Consider the following 20,244-nt stretch of genomic DNA (forward strand, 5'->3'; position numbering starts at 1 on the left):
GTCACAGATCCTTTTAAGCGTTTTAAATGCAGAAAGATAAAGGTACCGAAAAAACCTTTGGCAGGCTTTGAACTGGCACTGCTGGAAAAACATAAGTTTTCTACTGCGCGTCTCGGCGTAGTCAGAGATGTTTTTGTTTTTCAATGTTATACTGGTCTTGCGTATATTGATGTTTTTAATCTTAAACGTTCAGATATTAAAGAAGGTATTGACGGGGAACAATGGATTTTAACAGAGAGGCAAAAAACAGGAAGTCCAATTAATATTCCACTATTACCCAAGGCGGCTGAAATTCTAGAGCGATATAAAAATCATCCTATCTGCATTGAAAGAGATTCAGTACTTCCAGTGAATTCGAATCAAAAAATGAATGAGTATCTTAAAGAAATTGCTGATTTGTGCGGTATTACCAGTACTTTAAATACTCATAAAGCAAGAAGAACCTTCGGAAGTACGGTTACTTTAAATAATAATGTACCAATACACATTGTAAAAGAAATGCTGGGACATCAGTCGGTAAGCCAGACAGAAGAGTATGCTATAACGGAACAGATTTCTATAGGTCGTGAAATGAAGGGATTAAAACAAAGGCTAGCAGATAAGGAAGATGTTTCAGGTAAAGTGACTTTACAGACAATTGAGAGAATGGAAAAAGAGCTACGTGATATGAAGGAAAAGCTAGCATTATTAAAGTCATGATTATCTAAAAGAAAGGGTATTGTAAAAAAGTCGCTCTTTTAATTAATGGGCTTTTTATTATTGGCTGAACTGTGATACAATTAATATTAATTAATACATACAAAAAATAAAAGGTCTGTTATCTTTTTTTTGGCCCTGCATTCCAATCAACAAGTTTATATGTTTTAATTCTATATGTGGAGATTGTTATTTACGTATGTACCATGACTCTGTTGTGCAATTCTCGTATCGTATATAAGCGGAGCATTGAGAATTTTTATTATATTCGCATTATGAACATGTTAGAAAAAACAGGAGCTATATCTTCCGTTTTAGGAATTTTGTCGTTTTTTATAATCGGTGTAAATCTGGATAGATTTTTTAAAAATTATCTATCTTTTTGCAGACTACAAAAAAAATAATACGAGTAACATTTGTAACATTAGTAATACTTCCTTTTTCCAGTGCTTTAATATCTTTATAATTTCCTTGTTAAGATGGTGTTGTGGATTTGATGCTTGAAAAATTAATTAGTTAAAGGGGAATCCGTAAGTATAAAGCAGATCACGAAATCAGGCATGTTGAATCGCCGCTACTCTTTAACGGTGATGACAGAATATCAAGTGTGGAGCCATTAGAAAATTAAATCAATATGACAACCGCTGAGAGAATTTACAAAGAACTTCTGCATGAACCTGCATCGGTATGGTTTATAAACGATCAATTCGGAGCAAAAGTAATGGTCAAGCTTACCTCACCGATCATTAAAGCAATGGTTAAGGGCTGTAAAATTGAGTTCCTGTTTGGCAGGGACAGCTCAACGGAACCTGCGATATTTCATACTGGTCTTCGGGTTTATGACGATCCTGTACATTACGCTGCGGTTATCGGTACTGACTGTTTTGCAGACCAGCATACTTCTCTTGCTGCAATAATGCACAGAAGTTATACCTACATTCATTTTCATAATGAGCTTGGCATGTCTACGGCAACAGCCAAGCTCAGTTTTAAGATTGCTGACCAGATGAAGGTGTTGAATCTGCTGGGCAACACTGATAAACTGTACTGTGGGAAATTTGACCAAAGTGTTTCGCATTCTCTGGATTGTTTTGAGAAGATCATTAACAGGGAAAGCGGAGGTGCCGTTAATTTAAAATTTGAAACAATTATAGCCGAGGTAGCATTGGGGGAGTGGAATATCATGAAAAATTCCGTTATCGGTTTTAATGAAACCAGCCATCTTATGGTTTCGGATCAGGATGAAGGGGATATTCTTGAAAAGGAAGTGAATGTTGTACTTGATGCTCTTTTTAAAAGGAATCTATATCTAAACCCTCAAATTCCGAGGACTAAAGGCTATCGGGAATTAACAGATGTTTTTGCCTTTTACAGTCATGGCGTGTTTTTAATTGAGAGTAAGGCTTTAGGAGTTATAGACAGAGCGGCTGATAAATCGATGGAAAAAAAAGTCAAAGGACTGCAGAAACAGATATCGACCGGAATAGCACAGCTCGTAGGGGCAGTTAAAAAGATTAATTCAGGCGTACAAGTGTATGACAAAAATCTGAAAGAAATTAAATTTGAACGCAGGGAGTTTCCGCACTGTATTGTCCTAGTTTCGGAACTGCTGCCTTTCGGGGACTGGAAGCAGACTGAACTGGAGATGCTAAGCGCAATGTGTGAAACCAGAATTTATCTAAATGTAATGGATCTGCGCGAATTCATGCAGTACGTCGGCTACGCCAGGGGAAGTGCAGACAGCTTGAATCTAATGTTGATTGAAAGGGTAGAGGCTTTTGTGAAAAATGAGACGATCCATTTGAGGCTAAATGCAATAGAAAAATAGAAAAAAACTGCCGGATTTTCTTTTGTTAAATTTGAAGGCTGATTTTTTACCTTTGCTGTTTCAATTCAACAGGATTTCCATGAAAGAGTTCTGATTAATTCTTCATTGCTTATTTCAAAAAAGAAATGCACTGGGGAGCTTGAATGATTTTCATAAAAACGGATGAATAAAGACTGCTTCTCTGCCGGCAGAACCAAAGGACAAAATGTCGAATGAAGAAATACATGGTGAATTACACCTATACAAATCCTAGTTTTGTCATAAAGAACCTAGTAACAAATCAGCATAATTAGAAGGTGATGGGCTGTTTCAATTGAAATTTTTGACAGCTCATTTTTGACGACTCATTTTTAATAGCTAAATGAAAATAAGCCTTTCTTTCACAAGAAAAGTCCAGTTTCTTTTTTTAAGTTTGCAAAAAATTCTTTATAATAATTATAGTAGTGACTTATCGTAGACTTTACTGGATGTAAACTCATTGGGATTATTAATTGTTTCATCGAATCAAGATAGTATTTTTTAGCTTTTTAAGTTCTTGTTTTTGTTGCTCAATCAATTCCTCCATCTCATCAAAAATTAATTTATATTTTTCATCTACTGATAATTTTTCAATTTTAGATTCGTAGTTATTAAAGTCATACACTCCTGAATTATCATTTGACCAAGTTATCATTTCAAAATGTTGCAAAAAATCTTTTTCTTCATCACTAAGAAAATCTTTATTTTCTATAAACCAATCACTCGTTTTTGATAATAAATCTTTATTTAAATTTGTGCTAATTACGGTTAAGAATAGCTGTTCAGTATTGTTTTTTACCAAATCAATAAAAGTAGCCCATTCATTATTACTAGGTAAATGTCTATATTCAAGCCAATTTGGAAGAAATGAAAGTTCATCCTTTTTAAATACTTTTAATAATTCAATTATTGGTTTTAAATCCTCCAGTGGTTGTCGCATAGGTAGATTCTCTTTTTTTGACCATACTTTTAAAATTATATCACAACATTCTTTTTGTAATTTTTTCTTTTGTTGTTCAGATTTACATTTTTCTACGTTCTGAATTAATTCAGCCAGATAATGAACCATCCATCTAGCCAAAGTATTTACAGTATACTCAAGTTTTAATTCTTCTATTAGGCGTTTACCCAATTTTATAATTTCTTCCTCTGATTGTTTTAACTGTGCCATCTGGTGCTATTAAATATATTTTAGTATTTGTGTTTTTATCAAACAAAGATTCCTCTTCATCGACAGTATGTTGATTTCTATTTCGATATTTTTTTTCTTCGAGTTGTCTATTTATATGACATTCAATTATGAGGGAACTGTTAATGACAGACAAGTATTTGAGAAGAAAACTTATTTTTACTTGCAATGTTCCAGCATAAGTTTCTAGATGAGTATCATATCGGCGATATCTTTCTTCAGTTACATCGTACCAATTTTTATAAATGGAAACTTTTTGATTTTGATAATATCCTTCTTTGTTATTTTCTGAAAATGTAATATCAAATATTTTGCAAATCTCCTTGCCTAAAATTACATAATCTTTGCCAAATGCCGCTGTTTCAGGATCATGAGAATCTAAACCTTCAAAATGCGAACTTATTTGACGCAGCCATCCTTTATATTTAAAATCACCATAGTTTATTTGAGAGCGTCCATCATTTTCGAATGGTACATCATAATCGTATCTGTTTTTAGCAGTTTGAAATGCTAATAATAGTGCTTGGGCACCTTTTTGTGAAACTAATGCTGATTTTATTGATACAGTCTCACGGTTTTCACCCATGTACTTAGAAACATAAGAATATGGAGTAAGGTAACCTGTTTCTTGGAAATTAGTTAAGCCGACTTCAGTATCAAAATCTTCTTCGTTTATATTATCTCTCCATTTAGAATCAAATTCATCATACTTGTATAGCCAATATTTTTTTTCTAAAGGCAAAGAATCCCTCAAGTCAGATTGCCAGACATTACTCCAGATATTTCCTTCTGAATTTAACCATTCTTTCCATGATTCGTACATGTTTTTTTTAAGCAATGGCTTGGTTTCTAGCAAATCGTTTGCTGCACAAAACATAGCGTGGTATTCATAATATGTTTCGTGATCTTCTATTACACATTGACTGCCTTTTCTATTATCAAACAAGCCATAATCATTGTCATTTTTAAATTTTTCAAGGTGATTTTCATATAGATTATCAATAACTCCCCATTTCTCTACTATATATTTTTCAGCAATTATAGCTACCTCTTCGCCAGAAATATTAAAATGACTACCTACACCGCTGTACCAGTATGGTATTGTATCCATTCTATCGAAAGAGAAACGCCATTTGTAATTTTCAAGTTCAGATATCTTTTCATATTTAGGAAAGTATTTCTTTTGTTCGCCTTTCTTTTTTAATTTTGATTTAAGACTTTTTTTAATGGCTAAGTTTTCATCATCTGTATAAATTTTATTATCAAAAGAATAAAGATTAAGACATGTTCTTCTTATAAAATATTTGATTAGCAAGTGAGGTAAGTCTTTATTAAATAACTCGGTATAAAGTTGATCTTTAAAAATGATTAATTGTTGTGGTGCTTCTGAACTTAATCTTTCAATAGCTATCCACAAATATAATTTTGCCGACATCCAATAATGTGGGTAATTTTTATCTTGAAAAGGAATACAATCTTTATTGTTTTGATTTTGAAGTAAAATTTGCAAAATTTCTACGTTTCCAAAATTCACTAGTCTTCTTATACTGTGAATTGCTCGCCATCGCATTCGTTTGTCAGGATTGGCCAAAACAAACATTAAAACTCCTGCAATAATTTCATTATTGTTTATGGGAGGTAATAAATTATTGTTCCATGGGCCGTCTGCTATTTCAGGCTTAATTTTAGCATTCCATCTTTTCAGTATCCATGAAAGAACATTTTCATTTTCTTCGATAGTCAGTCTGTTTTTGATTAATTCAATAGTACCGTAAATCGATTCGTATGTCATTAAATCGATTTTCTCAGGTAATATACTTACTATATGTTCTGCAAGTGTAATGTCATCTACGGAAAACATATTAGCAAACTGTTGTACTTTCCAAAGGCTCAAACGATAACCATCGTCAAAATGTTCAAACCAGTTGAGCAATACGTATTTAAAATTAGCTTTTTTCCATTTTTTGACGCCAGGATGTATGTCCCATTCTTCGAGCCTTTCTTTTAATATATTCTCAAAGTAATCGGATTCTAAAAGTTGAGAACTAATATCAACCAAGGCATCTAAATGTGCGACATACTGAGATGGTGAACATTTGGCTTTTATGTCTTTAAATAAGTTTTCAATTTTCCATCTATTATGGTAGTCGTTTGAATTGATTAAAACTTGCTGTAAGGCAGATTCCAACTCGTTAGTTGATGTAAAGTCAAGATTGTCAATGCTTATATTATGTGGATAATCAGTAATTGAAAAGTTACTTATAGAATTTGATTCTTGCTTTTTCTCAGTGATGCTTTCTTGAAAATCCAGATATTCTTTAATTCTATTGATTATTTCAGGTTTTATAAATTTACCTGTTTTAATTTCATCATATATTACTTGAATTGCGCTATCACTTTTTGATAGTTCGTTATCCCTAAAAATTCTTTGCACAAATTGTGACTTGTTTTCAATATCTCGATTTTCATCAAACTTTGAAAGTACTAACTTATAGAGTTTTACCTGATTGTCATTGTAGTGGTAATAATTATCAAGAGGAATTAATGATCCGGCAACAATGTGATTGATAAAACCTTTTTCTAATGCATTTGTTATTATTTCTGGGATGAAGTCTTCAAGTTTTATAATACCTCGATCATGCCATCTACAAATAGTTGCAAAAGCCGATGGTATATCAATTTCTAAGATAGATTTTAAACCTTCTTTATATGGAAAATGATCAGTATCATAATAAGAAAGTTTAATGTGACAGAATTCAATAAACCGCGCCAAATAATAGGCTAATTCAGGATTATGATGTGTAATTCCGATTTCTGTAAAGCTGCTAATAGCCCTTATTTGTGACATAGCTTCATAATCTATATCAGAAACAGATTCTATTGCTTTGTTAAAATAATAAGTGCCCGTTTCAATATCTATTTTATTACCATATATACTGCATTTTATATAGCCATCTGTAATTTCTTTTGCACCACTATTACTATCAATAATTATAGAATCTATTTCGGATAATATTTTTAAAGAAAATTCATTGTAGCCATCTAATATTGTAATTATTCTAAGTGCATTAAATCGCTGAGTTAGATTTGAAGTAATGTTTTGAGTGTTTATAAATATCTTTTCAATTAATGAAATAGAATTAGGAAAATGAATAGCAATCCCAAGTAGTAAATCAGAGAAGTATTGGATTCTTTCAAAACTCCAGTGCCTATTATATCTTTTAAAATCATAATCATTTCCCAGATTTTTACAAATTTGAAAGAATTTTGCGAGACATTCCTCATCGGTTTTAAACTTGCCTAATTTATCAATTTTTAAATGGTGGATTTGTAATGCATACTTAAAAAAGCTCTCAAATTCATTCTTATCGTTTTCAACTGAATTTCGTTCTTTATAATCTTTAATTTTAGCTAAGTCAATAAATTTTTCAGGTAAAATTTCTTTTACGTTTTTAACTTTTCCATTTAAAGCAGCTGTCAGTGTTTCTATTCTTATAGCAAGCTCTACCGCTGATGAGCCTTCACCATCATAGTATTTACTAGTAAAATGAGGAACACGGTCAGGGAGTTTATACTTAATTAATGAGAGGATATTTAATATCTCTGCAATATCAAGGCTTTTATGATGGAGAAGTATGACACAATAGTCAACAACTAAGAGATTAAAATCTAGAGGGAGTTTAATATTTCTCTGTAAAATTCTTAACAAAATACAAGCTAATTCTGTTAAATCAAAGTCAATTTTCTTTTTAGAACTGAATAACCTACAAATAATGAAAATTTTTACATCGATTCGTAAGTTGCAATTTAGCCATTTTTCTAACTGTGTGTCAGTGCTCATGGATAGAATGTTATCTGCTAAATATCTACCTGCAGATAATAGTGTACTTTTTGGATTCCACCTATTAATCGAGTTAAAAGCTTTTTCAGCTCCATATATTCTTAATATAGCTTCTGTCTCATACGCAATATCTATATTTGAAATTCTGTAGTTTCCGTAATCTTCTTTTGCTACAGAGTTGTGCTTCCAATTCAACCATTTTTTTGCAGTATTTAAGTGCTTTATAGCAATTTTTCTTTGATCAGGTTGTCTTGAATATATACCGGCAAGCTTTAGATGAAATGATCCTGCCCATGTTTTCTCTTCTGATTTGAAGTTTAGTCTAGCTAATGATGATTCATTTCCAAACTGTGTAACCAAATCGGGATATTGGATTAAAAGTTCAGTTAATGCTTTGTCAGTATTAGATTCTTCAGCTGCAATCATAAGCAGTTTAAAATAAGTCAGATTATCATCATCTGAAGAACTAACTTTCATTGCTAGTTTAGTTCTATTTATATAAACCTCTTTGTTCCGGATAGGATCTAATGGTACAGATAAAAAACTTCTTTCTAAAACAATATTTTTTAATTTTTCTTTTTCTTCTGCAATGAATAAAATATTGCCTAATCCAATTGATGCGTAATCATCTTTTTCAGCTTTTTTGATAAATAATTGAGCAATAACTTTTAATTCATCTATACTTGCTGAATATTTATTACGAATATGGTTTTCAAAATCTTCATCTCGAAAATTAAAATGATTATTTTCACAAATCAGTCCATGCCAAATATCAGTAGCTAAATCACCTAAAAAACCTTCTGACATCGCAGATACCTCTTGTAAATAATTTATTGGAACTGGTCTAGGTAGGGTTATTAAATATTTAAAAAAATTATCAATTTTTTTCTTTCCATTTTTACCGATCCTTTTTGTTGCTTCAATTATTTTTTCTTCAATAATATCTTCTACTTTTTTTCCATTGGGTTTTAAATAATTGATTACTTCATTAATTCCTTTACTTTTTAAATCTATTGAATAGAATTGAACACGTGGAATACCACCAGTTAAGTTGTGAAAATCATTAATTTCAGTTTCAGTACTACTAGGATAATTATATTTTAAAAATTGTTCGGATTCTGATAAGATGAATGGTTGTAATTCTATATCTACATATTTATCCGGAAGTCCTAAAGTTTCTTTTCTATATGATCGTGTAGTTACAATTATATTGCAAGAACCCGGTATGTTTATATTTAGCAAATCCGAAACGAAACTTTTTTCATCATTTTTTTGAGCAGCTGTAATACTATTATCAGCTGCATCAATTATAATTGTTAGGAATGCTTTCTCATTTCTAGATTTTAAAATTCCGATTGCAGAAATTATTCTTTTTTTTAATTCTTTAATATAAACTTCATCGGATTCGTTATGAACGATTAAGAACTCTGTCCCTAATCTTTTAGCAATTTCATTTGATATATGTTGTAATGCATATTTATGTAAGTGTCTTTTATCATCGGCGTCTAGATATGCACCAGCACCATAACAATCGAAAACAACACACTCTGAATAATTAGGTAAAGTATTTTCTATTTGTTTCGTGATTGTAGACTTTCCGATTCCGGCTGCACCATGAATACATATCGGTATGGTAAGTTCATTTTGTTCTATTTTTTCTATTATTTCATTGAGCTGTACTCTTCTAATATTGTTTTTTAACTTTTCAAAATTTTGAGAAACTGGAAATAAATTTTCTACACTGCCATTGTTGAATCCCAGATTTGCAATGATATCTACATAGGTGATTTTAGTATTACCTTTTGAATCTGGCATCATTTTATTCCAAATCAATTTATACAAACTATTAAATTGATCTTTAGATGTAACACTTGTATTGCTTATCGCTATAATAAGCCCTTGTTCTAGCTCATTTCTAGAATCGACACCACATTCACTAAAATCAAGAAGCTTCAGGAAACCGAGAAACTCTTTCTTTGATAGGTGGGAAGATTTAAATATAGCATTAAAAGAGTTTCTATAACTTTTTAATGTTTTATTTAAGCTTTCAAAAGTTATCGACTTGTTTTTAGTTATTAATTTCTGAGAAGCTGTGATTAATTGTAGTTGTGATTTATTGAAAGACCTATTACTAATAAGTTTTATTTGTACTTTTTCCAAAACCAATTCTTCTCCAAATTCATCAATTAACGTTTTATAAATTGTTGAGAATCTATGAATTATTGATCCGTCCGTATTTCCACTTTTTTTGCCTTTATATAATTCAGAAAAATTAATATTTTGTTCTATTCTCCTTGTACTGTATTTTAGTTGAGAGATAATTATTTTTTCTGCCTCTATAAAGTTTTCCCCTCCATAGTATTCTAATAAATCTACTCCTAGTAATTTTTCACCTGTTGAATCAATTTTTGTAGCTAAATTTTGCTCAACTCCTTCAATATAAATAGCCTTTAGACCATTATCATCAAAATTTAATAAATTTAAAGATTTTTTTAAAGTCCATAACACATGGAAATCATCACCAGCATTAGATTCTGGTGCTTCTGAAATAGTCTTAACGTCTTTCATTAAATCGTTTTTTAAGTTCTTCTAAATGATTTAATAACTTCTCAAACTTCAATGGCTCTAAATATATCCTAAATTCTTTCATAGCTCGATAGTCTTTTTAGATTTTTTTAATATTTTCTTGAATCATAATTAGACTTGTTAAACTTCTAAATGTTGAACGCTTTTGCCATTAGTTCCTGTTCGGCTCTTGAAATCCCTATTTTTTTAGCAATAGTTTTCCAATTGCTTGTTGTCTTCAGTATGTCTTCTATAATGACTTCCATTTGTTGTTTGTTTAAACGAAAATATTCGCCAACGCTTTTTGCCAATTGAAAATCAAGAGCATTGTTATCAGTATCTATGTTTAAAGCTAAACCGTCTTTGTCAATAGATGGATTAAGGTCATATGCTGGTGATAGTATCCAACCTTCTTTTGTTAATATAAAACCGTGATTCCTTAAATGGTCGTCTGTATTGGAAATAGCAATATTGAAGATTATTCTACGCCATAGCTGGTGTAAATTTGCTTCTATGTTTACACCATAATTACTAATAAATTCAGCAATGTCCAAGTAACTTGCATGATTGTCACGAATTGTATCTTCATTATTAGCCGTCATTGTCATTGCAGAAGCAAAATGTATCCTTTCTCCGTTTTCCCGGTCAAAACGTTTTGTGAAAAATGTGTGGTAGTTACCCATTATTTTTTCTATTCGGCATGGTGCCATTTCTATTCCGGCATTTATTGCCAGTTGATAGGCCAGAAATTCCCACGCGGCTTTATCTGTTGTATCAGTTTTGGATGGGAATTTGGCAATCCAAAGACTTTTATCTGAATCTAAGACATTGGCTTTTGGTCTTGCTCCACCTAATGAGGAACCGGGTGCAATGAGTACTGACAGATATCTGTTTACATCTTCATTCTCAGTATCATTCTCAAAAATAGATGCTGCATTTTGTAGTTCACGAATGGATGCCCATGGCGGAGTAGAGGCAGTTTTATTATTATCTAAAAAGTCTCCATAAGGGTCCGTTTTGAAACGTAATGCTCCCATACGACTTTCATCGTATACTCCTAAAAGAAAATCAATATCGTAGAGTGTTTTTGGTTTTTCATTATTTTCTCTTGCTGACTGTGCTTCTCTACGTTTCATTAGTGTTCGTCCCCAAGTGTCGGGCATACTATCCAGGAATATGCCAAAGTTTTCTTTTTGATTTGGGTATTGTGGACCACCGTATAATTGAATATCTGGGTCGAGTATGAATTTTTGTTCTGATTTAAGCCACTCCTTATCATATTCAAAGCTGAATGCTTTTTTACCTTTGGCTTGTTGTGCCGATAGAATGCCAATGATTTTTGGCTCGAACATTTCTTTCCAGTGTGCGTAAACGTATATGTCAGTTTTGTTGGTGGACATTATAAATGGTTATCTTTTTTAATTATTTAGAGTTTGTTATGTTGATTATGTGGCACTATTATTTTAACAGTTCAAGATCCTGAAGTTTTCTTCCAAGTTCATCATCTGAAGCGAGTTTAAGAAAATCATCCTGAAGCCCTAATACTCTTAGTACATTAAAATAAGCACCAATAGCAACACTAGGATTACCTTTTTCTATTTGATATAAAGTAGTCCTAACAATATCTGCTCTTTCTGCTACCTGAACAGCAGTTAGCTTTCTTCTTTTTCTGGCTAGCTTTATGTTTTCACCCATTTGCTCTAATGTAATCTGGTGCTTAGGAAAAACGGATTGTTTTTTTCTGTTCATCTTGTTAAATGTTCATTATTATGAACAAAAATAACGTTTATGTTCATAATAACAAACATTATTATGTATTTTTATTTTTTAGAAGTTAAAGCTATATGATCTTTTAGTACTATTTATAGTAATTGTTTTCTTTAAGAATTATTGTTTTTACTATCTCCTAAATCCTCATTTTCTCTTATCATTAATTCCTTTTTCATATGCAATCAAATTAAATATTTCCCGTATTCTACTTCTACCATGATTTCCATAAACATTCTCAATCCACTTGCTGAGAGATTGTCGTTGTATGCATTTTAATTTTTTTACTTGTGAATATATCGTAACGACTTAATTAGAATTTCTGCGATTACATTGCACTCATTTTCGTAGTATTTTAGGTTATTGCAGTTCAATAAAGACTTTATTAACAAATTGAAATTTATAAAAAAGATTCGAAATGGATAAAGAATTTTTAACTGTAGATCCTTTTAAGCGTTTTAAAGGTAAAAAGACAAGAGTGCCGAAAAAGCCGCTGACAGGTCTTGAATTATCGCTTTTAGAGAAACGCAAATTTTCTACCGACCGCCTTAGAGTAGTAAGAGATGTTTTTGTCTTTCAGTGTTATACTGGTTTAGCCTATATTGATGTATTCAATTTGAAACAATCAGATATAAAAGAAGGGATTGACGGCTAACAATGGATTTTGACAGAAAGACAAAAAACAGGAAGTCCAATTAATATTCCTCTGCTTCCAAAGGCAGCGGAAATTGTAAATAGATATAAAAATCATTCTCTCTGCATTGAAAGAAATTCAGTGCTTCCTGTGAGTTCAAATCAAAAAAGGAATGAGTATCTTAAAGAAATAGCTGACTTATGCGGTATTTCAAGTTCTTTAAACACTCACAAGGCAAGAAGAACATTTGGAAGTACTATAACGTTAAATAATAATGTACCGATCCACGTAGTTAAAGAAATGCTGGGACATCAATCAGTCAGTCAGACAGAGGAGTATGCAATAACGGAACAGATTTCTATCGGCCGTGAAATGAAGGGGCTAAAACAAAGATTGGCAGATAAGGAAGATATTTCTGATAAAGTTACTTTACAGACAATTAAAAGGATGGAGATGGAATTAAGCGAAATGAAAAAGAAACTTATATTAATAAATAAGAAGTGAATGAATTAATTAATGAAAAGTATAGAATTATAACAATTCAATTATACAAGCCATTTTTTCCTGATTTAAAAAAAAACGCTTTAGCTTTTTATTGCAGATTTATCGCTACTCAAAAAGTGTATGATAAAGGTGTCAATTGTCTCCAATTGGCACCTTTAAACGTGTTGACCTCTGTAAAGGTTACTTTCGGTAACGGATTTATCATTTCGATTGGCTTACTACAAGTAGCTGCTGTCTTTCATTGGCTTTGTAAATTTGTTTTAGATGTACCGCTGGGGATCTAAAGAGACAGTTCTCGAACCATTTAAAAAAATATCTCTTAAAAAACATGTAGTTTTAATCTCTTGATTTGACAAATTTCTATATTTTTTTTAAACATTAAAAGATCTTAATTTGAGGTAGTGGTTGTCTTAGATTTGCCATATAAACTTGGTTTATATCTAAGGTAGATTAAATAAAAAATTTAAGATTTTTTTATTTATAGCACATTATTGTATTTTAATTGCATTCACTCTTGACTAGTTGAGTGCTACAAAATAAATATAAACAGGTGTTATTACGCATAAGTATTTAACTCTTTGTTTTTATTTTTGGTAATCAAACCATAAATTTTTGCTTTATTGCTATAGTGTTCAAAAATTTAAAAAATTTAGGAAACTAAAAATGGAAACTATTTTAGAAACATTAAAATTTTATTACTTAAATAAAATATGAGTTTAAAAGAGAAATCTGAAAAATTAAAAAACCTAGTATCAACTTATGATGCACAATGGTTTTTGGGAGATTTATCATCATTAATACATAGTGGAAGAGATAGGGCGAGAGATCAGCTAGGAAACCTTTCATCTCCAATGAGACAGCTTTACTACTTAGCAGGACTTTGTGTGTCAACTGATAAGGCTGATGGTAAAATTCAGCATTACAATAGAGAGAAATGGAATGAAATTGTAATTCTTTTAAATGAAATAGAAAACGAATATATAGAATCCTTAATAGAATTTGACGAAAATGAAGATGCTACTGAATGGAAGAAAGTTAGAGATGTAGCTATTCCCTCTTTTTTGTCCTATTTTAATCAAGGTCCTTTAAATTTTGAAGAACAAATAATTAATTGGGTAATTGATTTGTTTTCTAGTTTTGATAATATTTTAGTTGAAAAATTTGCATTACAGACTAATGACTTTATCTTATTCTATGAAAGTTTAGATAATGTTGTTCAAAACAACTTCCAAGGATTTAGTACTAATCCTGAACTGCTTAGAGAAAATTGGAATAAGTATACTAAAATAGAATCAGGAATGGATAATAGTCTGCCAGACTTTTTTAAAGAAAGTATACCAGTTCATTATCTAGTAATGTCAAAGTATATGATTGATCACGGTATGAAGGATCGTTTTTATCCTGAAGAACTTGTCACCAATGATTTATCATTGGACAAAGTCAATAAACTCCTTGAGCTCTTTTCATTAAAAAGAGAAGAGAGATCTTTTTTATTTTATACAGAAACAAACCCAGGAAATCCACTTTATGATTTTCCGATACTTAACCTTGAGGATGGAATGTATCAGGTTTTTGAGGTTAAACAGGTAATTCATTCATTTAATAATTGGATTGAAAAAAATGTTACTGACACACCTGAAACGTTAGATAAATATCTAAAGATTAAAGGGAAGTTATTAGAAAAAAATATAATAGAATTATTTAAAAAATTTCTCGGAGATGATATTAAAATTATAGATAATTATTATGTTAATGGATGCGAACAGGATATTTTGATTGTGTGGAAGGACAATGCATTTATAATTGAAGCAAAGGGATACAATATTAGAGAACCTTTTAGAAATCCAGAGAAGGCTTTTACAAGAATAAAAGATGATTTTAAAAAGAGTATTGGCTATGGTTATGAACAAACATTTCGTGTAGAATCGATTATACTAGAAGAAAAAGAATTGGTTATCCAAGATAAACAAGGTACAACTATAGAGACTATTGATAATTCAACTATAAAAAATTGTTTCTCTATTATAGTGAATTTAAACTCATTTGGATTAGTACAAAATGATTTATCGTATCTCTTAAATATCAAGGAGGATGATATATATCCTTGGGCGGTTAAGTATGATGATTTAGAAATTTTTATCCTAACGATGATAGCGCAGGGAACAAACCCTCAAAAATTTATAGATTTCCTTTTATTTAGGGAAGAAGTGCATGGCATGATAACCTGTTCAGATGAATTGGAAATCTGTGGTGGTTTTTTAACAAACCAATTCAATCGTAAAAAAATAAAGTATTCCAGTACATTAAAAAGTACTCCAGAATTTGGAGATATTTTTGACCAGCAGTATCAAAAGACGATGGGTTTCAAAAATGAGAAAAACCTTTATGAAAAGCAAAGTGGTAAATATATGTTTTACTGATAATTTTAAAATTTAATATTGGCAAAATGTCGAAAAAGAAAAACAAAGAGAAAAAGAAAAACAAAGAAAAAGAAAAAACGGACCTAAGAACAGATATTGCAAAGATTAAGCCTGGACAAATTGATGATGCTGGAAACAAAGTTGTTCATATTCTAGCTAAAGGAAATGAATACTGTATATATGAAATTGAACACAGTGATATTAATTATAGATTACGCGTTCTCATTGATGGCTACACTGACGAATCTGAGAAAGATTTAGTGAACCGATTTAATATAGTAAAGAATGGCTATATCATTGCAAAGGGATTACTATATCGTTCACAAAATTATGGTATGATGAAGAATAGAGTTTCTCACATTTTATCCGCTTGCTTACAGAATTCAGAAATTCCTACAGGAAGTGAATTTCAAGAACTAATTGATGAGATAAATAAAGAAATTGAACAAATTTCAAAAAATAGATTGTTTTATATTGGACCTTCCACAATTTTAACTGTAATCTGTGCGCTTGTTTGTGCATTTTCGTTACCGTTAAGAATTGAATCATATCAGACATGGCATATATTAGTAGTAGTTTTTTCTTCATTATTGGGAAATTCGATTTCTGTTCTTTCGGGGATATCAAAGATGAATTTTGAGGAGAGAACAAATTGGCATTATATACTTTTAGGATTAGAACGTGTTTTTCTTAGCTGTGTTGCAGGAGTGATTGCTTACTGCCTGATTAGATCCAAATTTATTTTTCCCCAAATTGGAGTTAAAGATTATTGGAAAGTTATGGTGATTGTTGTTGTGTCCGCATTTTCCGAAAAGTTAATACCAAATCTACTTGGCAAGGTTGAGGATAAGATGGTTGTAAAGTGATTAATTCTGTTTGCAAAGTCTAAGAAAAGCTATTTATTTTTAAATGTTTTCAGACAGATTAATAGGGTAAGTGTGTCAGCGTATTTGTAAGAATTCCAGAGATAATAGCCAAATAAAATTGTTCGGATATTGCTAAGAATTATGGCAGGATGTTTTTTTTAGATAAATTTATAATTTAATTTTTAAATAATGTTTCAAAGTTTAGATGAGTACTATATCTTTTTAGAATCGCAGTCGGATCTATTATGGGATCAGAACGTGTCAACAGGACTTAAAAAGCTGTTGGAGCAGAGTCAAGACGAAATTTTAAAAAAGGAAACTTCCTATGAATTGTATATTCAAGATTTTAATATCGTGAAAAATGAACTCAAAAAAAGGATGTCGTACCCCGATAACAATGGTATTTTTCAGGAGTATCCAAGTTTTAATCTTTTCAATGATGATCTTGAATATTTGAAGCTTAGGGCAAAACAGGTTTTGAATTTAAAGCTAAAAGCGAAGTATAATCATATCTTATGGTTGGCACCTGTTAAAAACAGAAATTTTGCAGTTAGTGCTGTTGATAATTATCTGGCTGTTTTGAAAGAAACTAATTTTGATCCTGATGATACAGCCAGATGTAAAGCATTTTCAAGATTATTTGAGAATTTATTTCTTTTATCACAGCAGGTATCTTACAATGAGGATACAGTTTTGGAATACATTATTAGCTTAATAGGAAATGGAAAAATTAATGTTTACGAGGAGTACTGCTTAATGTCTTTTATTGCTGAAAGCGGAAAAAAAATTAATTCTACACTTACCTTTTTCTCAGATTACTGTACTAATGTTATCGAGAATCCTAATTTTTCAGGATTAAAAAAAGAATTTTTAAAATTGCAAATATTTCTGACCCAGAAAATAGGAAGAAAGACTGCACCGTTTTACAATAAACTTGCAGAACTTTATTTAGATGAATCGGAGAAGCATAAAGAAGGTTTTGTACTGCAAAGTTTTTATTTAAAAGCTGTGAAAAATTATCAGAAGGCTGGCAATAAAATGAAGGTCGAGGAAACTACACTACTGATGGAGAAGGCAAAGAACAATCTCAATCTTAAGTCCGTTAAATTTGAATCCTCTAGTAAGGAAATTAATTTATATTGCGATGCTGTGGAAAGGAACATCGAGGATTTATTGTTAAACCATTCTACGGATGACATCTACAGATATCTGATTACTTCTCCCAATATTTTCCCCAAGGCAAAGGAACTGGAAAAAGATTCAGATTCGCAACTTATGAGATTAGTAAGCGTCACAAAATTTGATCAGAATCGGAATATCAGTGCGCAGTCCGGCGGTATTTTTAACAATTACGATTTCACTATCAAGGGGCTGAGCATTTTTCACCTGAAAGTATTTTTCCAAAAAGGCTTTTCAAGCGGTAAATTATCTTTTGAATCATTACATAATTATATACTAAATGAAACGTGGTATGGTGAGGACGCAGAACATGTAAAATCGGATGGGAGTGCCACGGGATTCAAATGGGCTAATCTTATTCTTCCAGCTCTACAAAGCTTTTTTGACCAGCTACATATTGATTCGAGCACCAACAAAATCCATAATCAGGCATATATGCAGTGCATTGATTCATTAGTTCTGAAGTTCGAAGGGCTTTTAAGAGAATTTTCAAGGAAGATTGGAGCACAGACGATCGAAGTTAAAGAGAATTCTACTGAGGAAAGAATAGCTTTTGACAAACTGCTGGATAATAAGAAATTAATTGAAGTTGTTCCTGACGATGATATCGCTTTGTTCAAATACATTTTTACCAGCAAAGGAATTAATTTGAGAAATAATGTGGCCCATTGCTTCTATAAGCCTATGGAATACAGAATACAGTGGATGTGGCTTCTTATTTCGTCAATACTTAAATTAGGAAATTATAAATTTACGGTTTCAAGCTAGCGGATATTAGAGCAAATTTTATAATCTTTTTATTAGTTGCCGAAGATTTTCTTTCCATACAATTTTTTATACTTGTATAATTCAAGCTTTTATTAATTTCTTGGTATAATTTGCATTAATGAATATTTAGTACTAACTCAACTTTTTGCGTCAGTCAAACTGCAATTAATAATTAAAGATATGAGCTTGAAAAATTCTGGTAATGATGAAATATTAAATCATTTTAAAATGAAATTTCATTAGTATTAAAATCAATTTTTTAATTAACTTTTTTGGTACATGAAAACACCGGAAGAATTATACAGAGAGCTACAATTAGCTAGTCTAGGTTCAATGAGAAGCTGCACCTGCATGCTTCTTACCGATACGTCTAATTATAAAATTCATGGGACAGGTGTATTTATTCAGATCCAAGACCACTATTTTCTTGTTTCTGCTGCTCATGTTTTTGATAGGTATAGGGATTTATTTATTTTTTTATCAGAAGACTATGAAATTATTAAGCCAGGAGGCACAACTTTTTACAATGATCCGGCAGATAGGGACAAGGATGGAGTAGATGTGGCTGTTTTGAAATTAGATGATTATTGTGTCTCGCATATTTTAAGAAGATACAGTTTTCTGCAGGCTGATGATTTAGAAATCAACCATACATTCAAAGATGGGGAGTGTTACACCTTATTGGGTTACCCCGCAACTAAATCTAAAGTTTTATACAAGACCGATATTTTTGATGCCACTACATTTTTTTATTTTACTTCTCCAGCAAAAATAGATGAATATTCTAAATTAAATCGAAATCCGGATGTTAATGCTGTGGCAACTTACAATAAAAAATCTGTCTACAATGTCAGGAATAATACTTTTGGAATGGGACCTTATCTTCATGGTATTAGCGGCTGTGGTTTATGGTATACAGATCCATCACATTTAATTTCGGGAATTATAAAACCTAAATTAACAGCAATTATGACTGATTGGCCGGTTAAGAACAGATCCTTAATTATCGGAACGCGTATTGATGTTATTACTGGAATTATAAGGAAATATCTTGATGTTGATTTTCCAGAATCTCAAATCGTAAGGGTGCATTAAATTTTACTCGTAGAAATTCTGTTCTTAAATTGAAATAATAAATAGAGGAATTAACAAATTTTTTGCCTAATTTGATTGCGGTTAGCTGGAATTTATGGAATTCGTAAATAAAAATTAAAGTGTTTATATTGATTTGTTATCCAAAGTTATTGTAGCATAAAGCCGTCTTAAGATAAAGGGCAGAAGTCCATTCGTATTAAAGGAACATTCAATGGAAAATAAACTTAAAATAGATTTAGAAGTAATTTCAAGGATTATTTTACTTGCAAAATCTTCATTTGATGTTGTGAAATTTTTAGAAACTGAATATCACGAAGAATCTCCGGCAATAAGGTGGGAGAAAAATTTCAGCTATTTTTTTCCTTTCGTTTCGGCTAACTTCTACAGAATTGGTATAATCGAACTTTCAAAATTATACAACCACAATGAGCGATACAGTTTAAAGAAGCTGCTTCAGAAGTTCAATGCCACTCAGGAATTTGATGGTTTAATTGATAAAGAAAATCTTAAAATATGTAACGAACAGTTAAAGTCAAGTAGGAAATTAGTAAAAGAGCTTATAGATCTTAGAAACAAACATTATGCTCATCAAGATGAAGACTATAAAAACTTTATCAGTTTAGAACTTTCTAAAATGGAAGATCTGCTCTCACTTTCAAAATATATTTTTAATAAGATCTATGAAGAAGTCTTTGAAAAATCATTTTTTTTTGATTTTCCATTAGGCAAACCTTTAGACAGCCTTGAACAGCTGATGGTAAAAGTTCAATTCTACGACGATTACTTTAAAGATTTGGAAGATACAATTTAAATCTCGCCATAACAGCTGCTGCCTCGAATTTGCTCGCTTTAGGGGAAGATGCTTTAATGGCTG

The 20,244-nt window shown here is 31.1% G+C and carries 14 protein-coding genes; 10 read left to right on the top strand and 4 right to left on the bottom strand.

Going from position 1 to position 20,244, the window contains the following annotated elements; translation table 11 throughout:
- Positions 1-699 (top strand): site-specific integrase (locus tag AC4FQ3_RS16970; protein ID WP_491182618.1); only part of this gene is annotated, 699 nt, incomplete at its 5' end.
- A 631-nt stretch (positions 700-1,330) separates the two neighbouring features.
- Positions 1,331-2,524 carry a hypothetical protein gene (locus AC4FQ3_RS16975; RefSeq protein WP_491182619.1) on the top strand — a complete coding sequence of 398 codons (1,194 nt, stop codon included), beginning with the start codon at positions 1,331-1,333 and terminating at the stop codon, positions 2,522-2,524.
- Between the two features lie 496 nt (positions 2,525-3,020).
- Here the strand turns inward: AC4FQ3_RS16975 and AC4FQ3_RS16980 are convergent, their stop codons facing one another.
- The 4 genes from AC4FQ3_RS16980 to AC4FQ3_RS16995 all read right to left on the bottom strand — a co-directional run bounded on the left by AC4FQ3_RS16980 (position 3,021) and on the right by AC4FQ3_RS16995 (position 11,832).
- Complete coding sequence (locus tag AC4FQ3_RS16980) at positions 3,021-3,713, bottom strand: hypothetical protein (protein ID WP_491182620.1); 693 nt, start codon at positions 3,711-3,713, stop codon at positions 3,021-3,023.
- Entirely contained in the window at positions 3,667-10,140 is a 6,474-nt protein-coding gene (locus AC4FQ3_RS16985) for an ATP-binding protein (protein WP_491182621.1), read from the bottom strand. Before AC4FQ3_RS16985 ends, AC4FQ3_RS16980 begins: the two co-directional genes overlap by 47 nt.
- A 146-nt stretch (positions 10,141-10,286) precedes the next feature.
- A complete protein-coding gene (locus AC4FQ3_RS16990) occupies positions 10,287-11,537 on the bottom strand; it encodes a type II toxin-antitoxin system HipA family toxin (protein WP_491182622.1) in 1,251 nt (416 codons plus the stop codon).
- Between the two features lie 58 nt (positions 11,538-11,595).
- On the bottom strand, positions 11,596-11,832 hold the full coding sequence (locus tag AC4FQ3_RS16995; protein ID WP_491182623.1) for a helix-turn-helix domain-containing protein: 237 nt from the start codon (positions 11,830-11,832) through the stop codon (positions 11,596-11,598).
- A 490-nt stretch (positions 11,833-12,322) separates the two neighbouring features.
- On the opposite strand from AC4FQ3_RS16995, the gene AC4FQ3_RS17000 reads away from it, so the two are divergent.
- From AC4FQ3_RS17000 to AC4FQ3_RS17035, 8 genes are all read left to right on the top strand, one after another.
- On the top strand, positions 12,323-12,559 hold the full coding sequence (locus tag AC4FQ3_RS17000; RefSeq protein ID WP_491182624.1) for a hypothetical protein: 237 nt from the start codon (positions 12,323-12,325) through the stop codon (positions 12,557-12,559).
- 9 nt (positions 12,560-12,568) lie between these two features.
- Entirely contained in the window at positions 12,569-13,042 is a 474-nt protein-coding gene (locus AC4FQ3_RS17005; RefSeq protein WP_491182625.1) for a tyrosine-type recombinase/integrase, read from the top strand.
- Positions 13,039-13,326: a hypothetical protein gene (locus tag AC4FQ3_RS17010; RefSeq protein WP_491182626.1), complete on the top strand. Its 288-nt coding sequence runs from the start codon at positions 13,039-13,041 to the stop codon at positions 13,324-13,326. The genes AC4FQ3_RS17005 and AC4FQ3_RS17010 overlap by 4 nt, the downstream gene beginning before the upstream one ends.
- 426 nt (positions 13,327-13,752) lie before the next feature.
- Positions 13,753-15,462, top strand: a complete 1,710-nt coding sequence (locus AC4FQ3_RS17015) for a hypothetical protein (protein ID WP_491182627.1) — start codon at positions 13,753-13,755, stop codon at positions 15,460-15,462.
- A gap of 26 nt (positions 15,463-15,488) precedes the next feature.
- Positions 15,489-16,328, top strand: coding sequence for a hypothetical protein (locus AC4FQ3_RS17020; RefSeq protein WP_491182628.1), 840 nt, complete (start codon positions 15,489-15,491; stop codon positions 16,326-16,328).
- 189 nt (positions 16,329-16,517) lie between these two features.
- Positions 16,518-18,275, top strand: a complete 1,758-nt coding sequence (locus tag AC4FQ3_RS17025; protein WP_491182629.1) for a DUF4209 domain-containing protein — start codon at positions 16,518-16,520, stop codon at positions 18,273-18,275.
- A 333-nt stretch (positions 18,276-18,608) separates the two neighbouring features.
- Positions 18,609-19,370 carry a hypothetical protein gene (locus AC4FQ3_RS17030; RefSeq protein ID WP_491182630.1) on the top strand — a complete coding sequence of 254 codons (762 nt, stop codon included), beginning with the start codon at positions 18,609-18,611 and terminating at the stop codon, positions 19,368-19,370.
- Positions 19,371-19,581: 211 nt separating this feature from the next.
- Positions 19,582-20,181: an AbiU2 domain-containing protein gene (locus AC4FQ3_RS17035; RefSeq protein WP_491182631.1), complete on the top strand. Its 600-nt coding sequence runs from the start codon at positions 19,582-19,584 to the stop codon at positions 20,179-20,181.
- Positions 20,182-20,244 lie beyond the last annotated feature (63 nt).

It is taken from the genome of Flavobacterium sp. AK-345 (genome assembly GCF_058310175.1).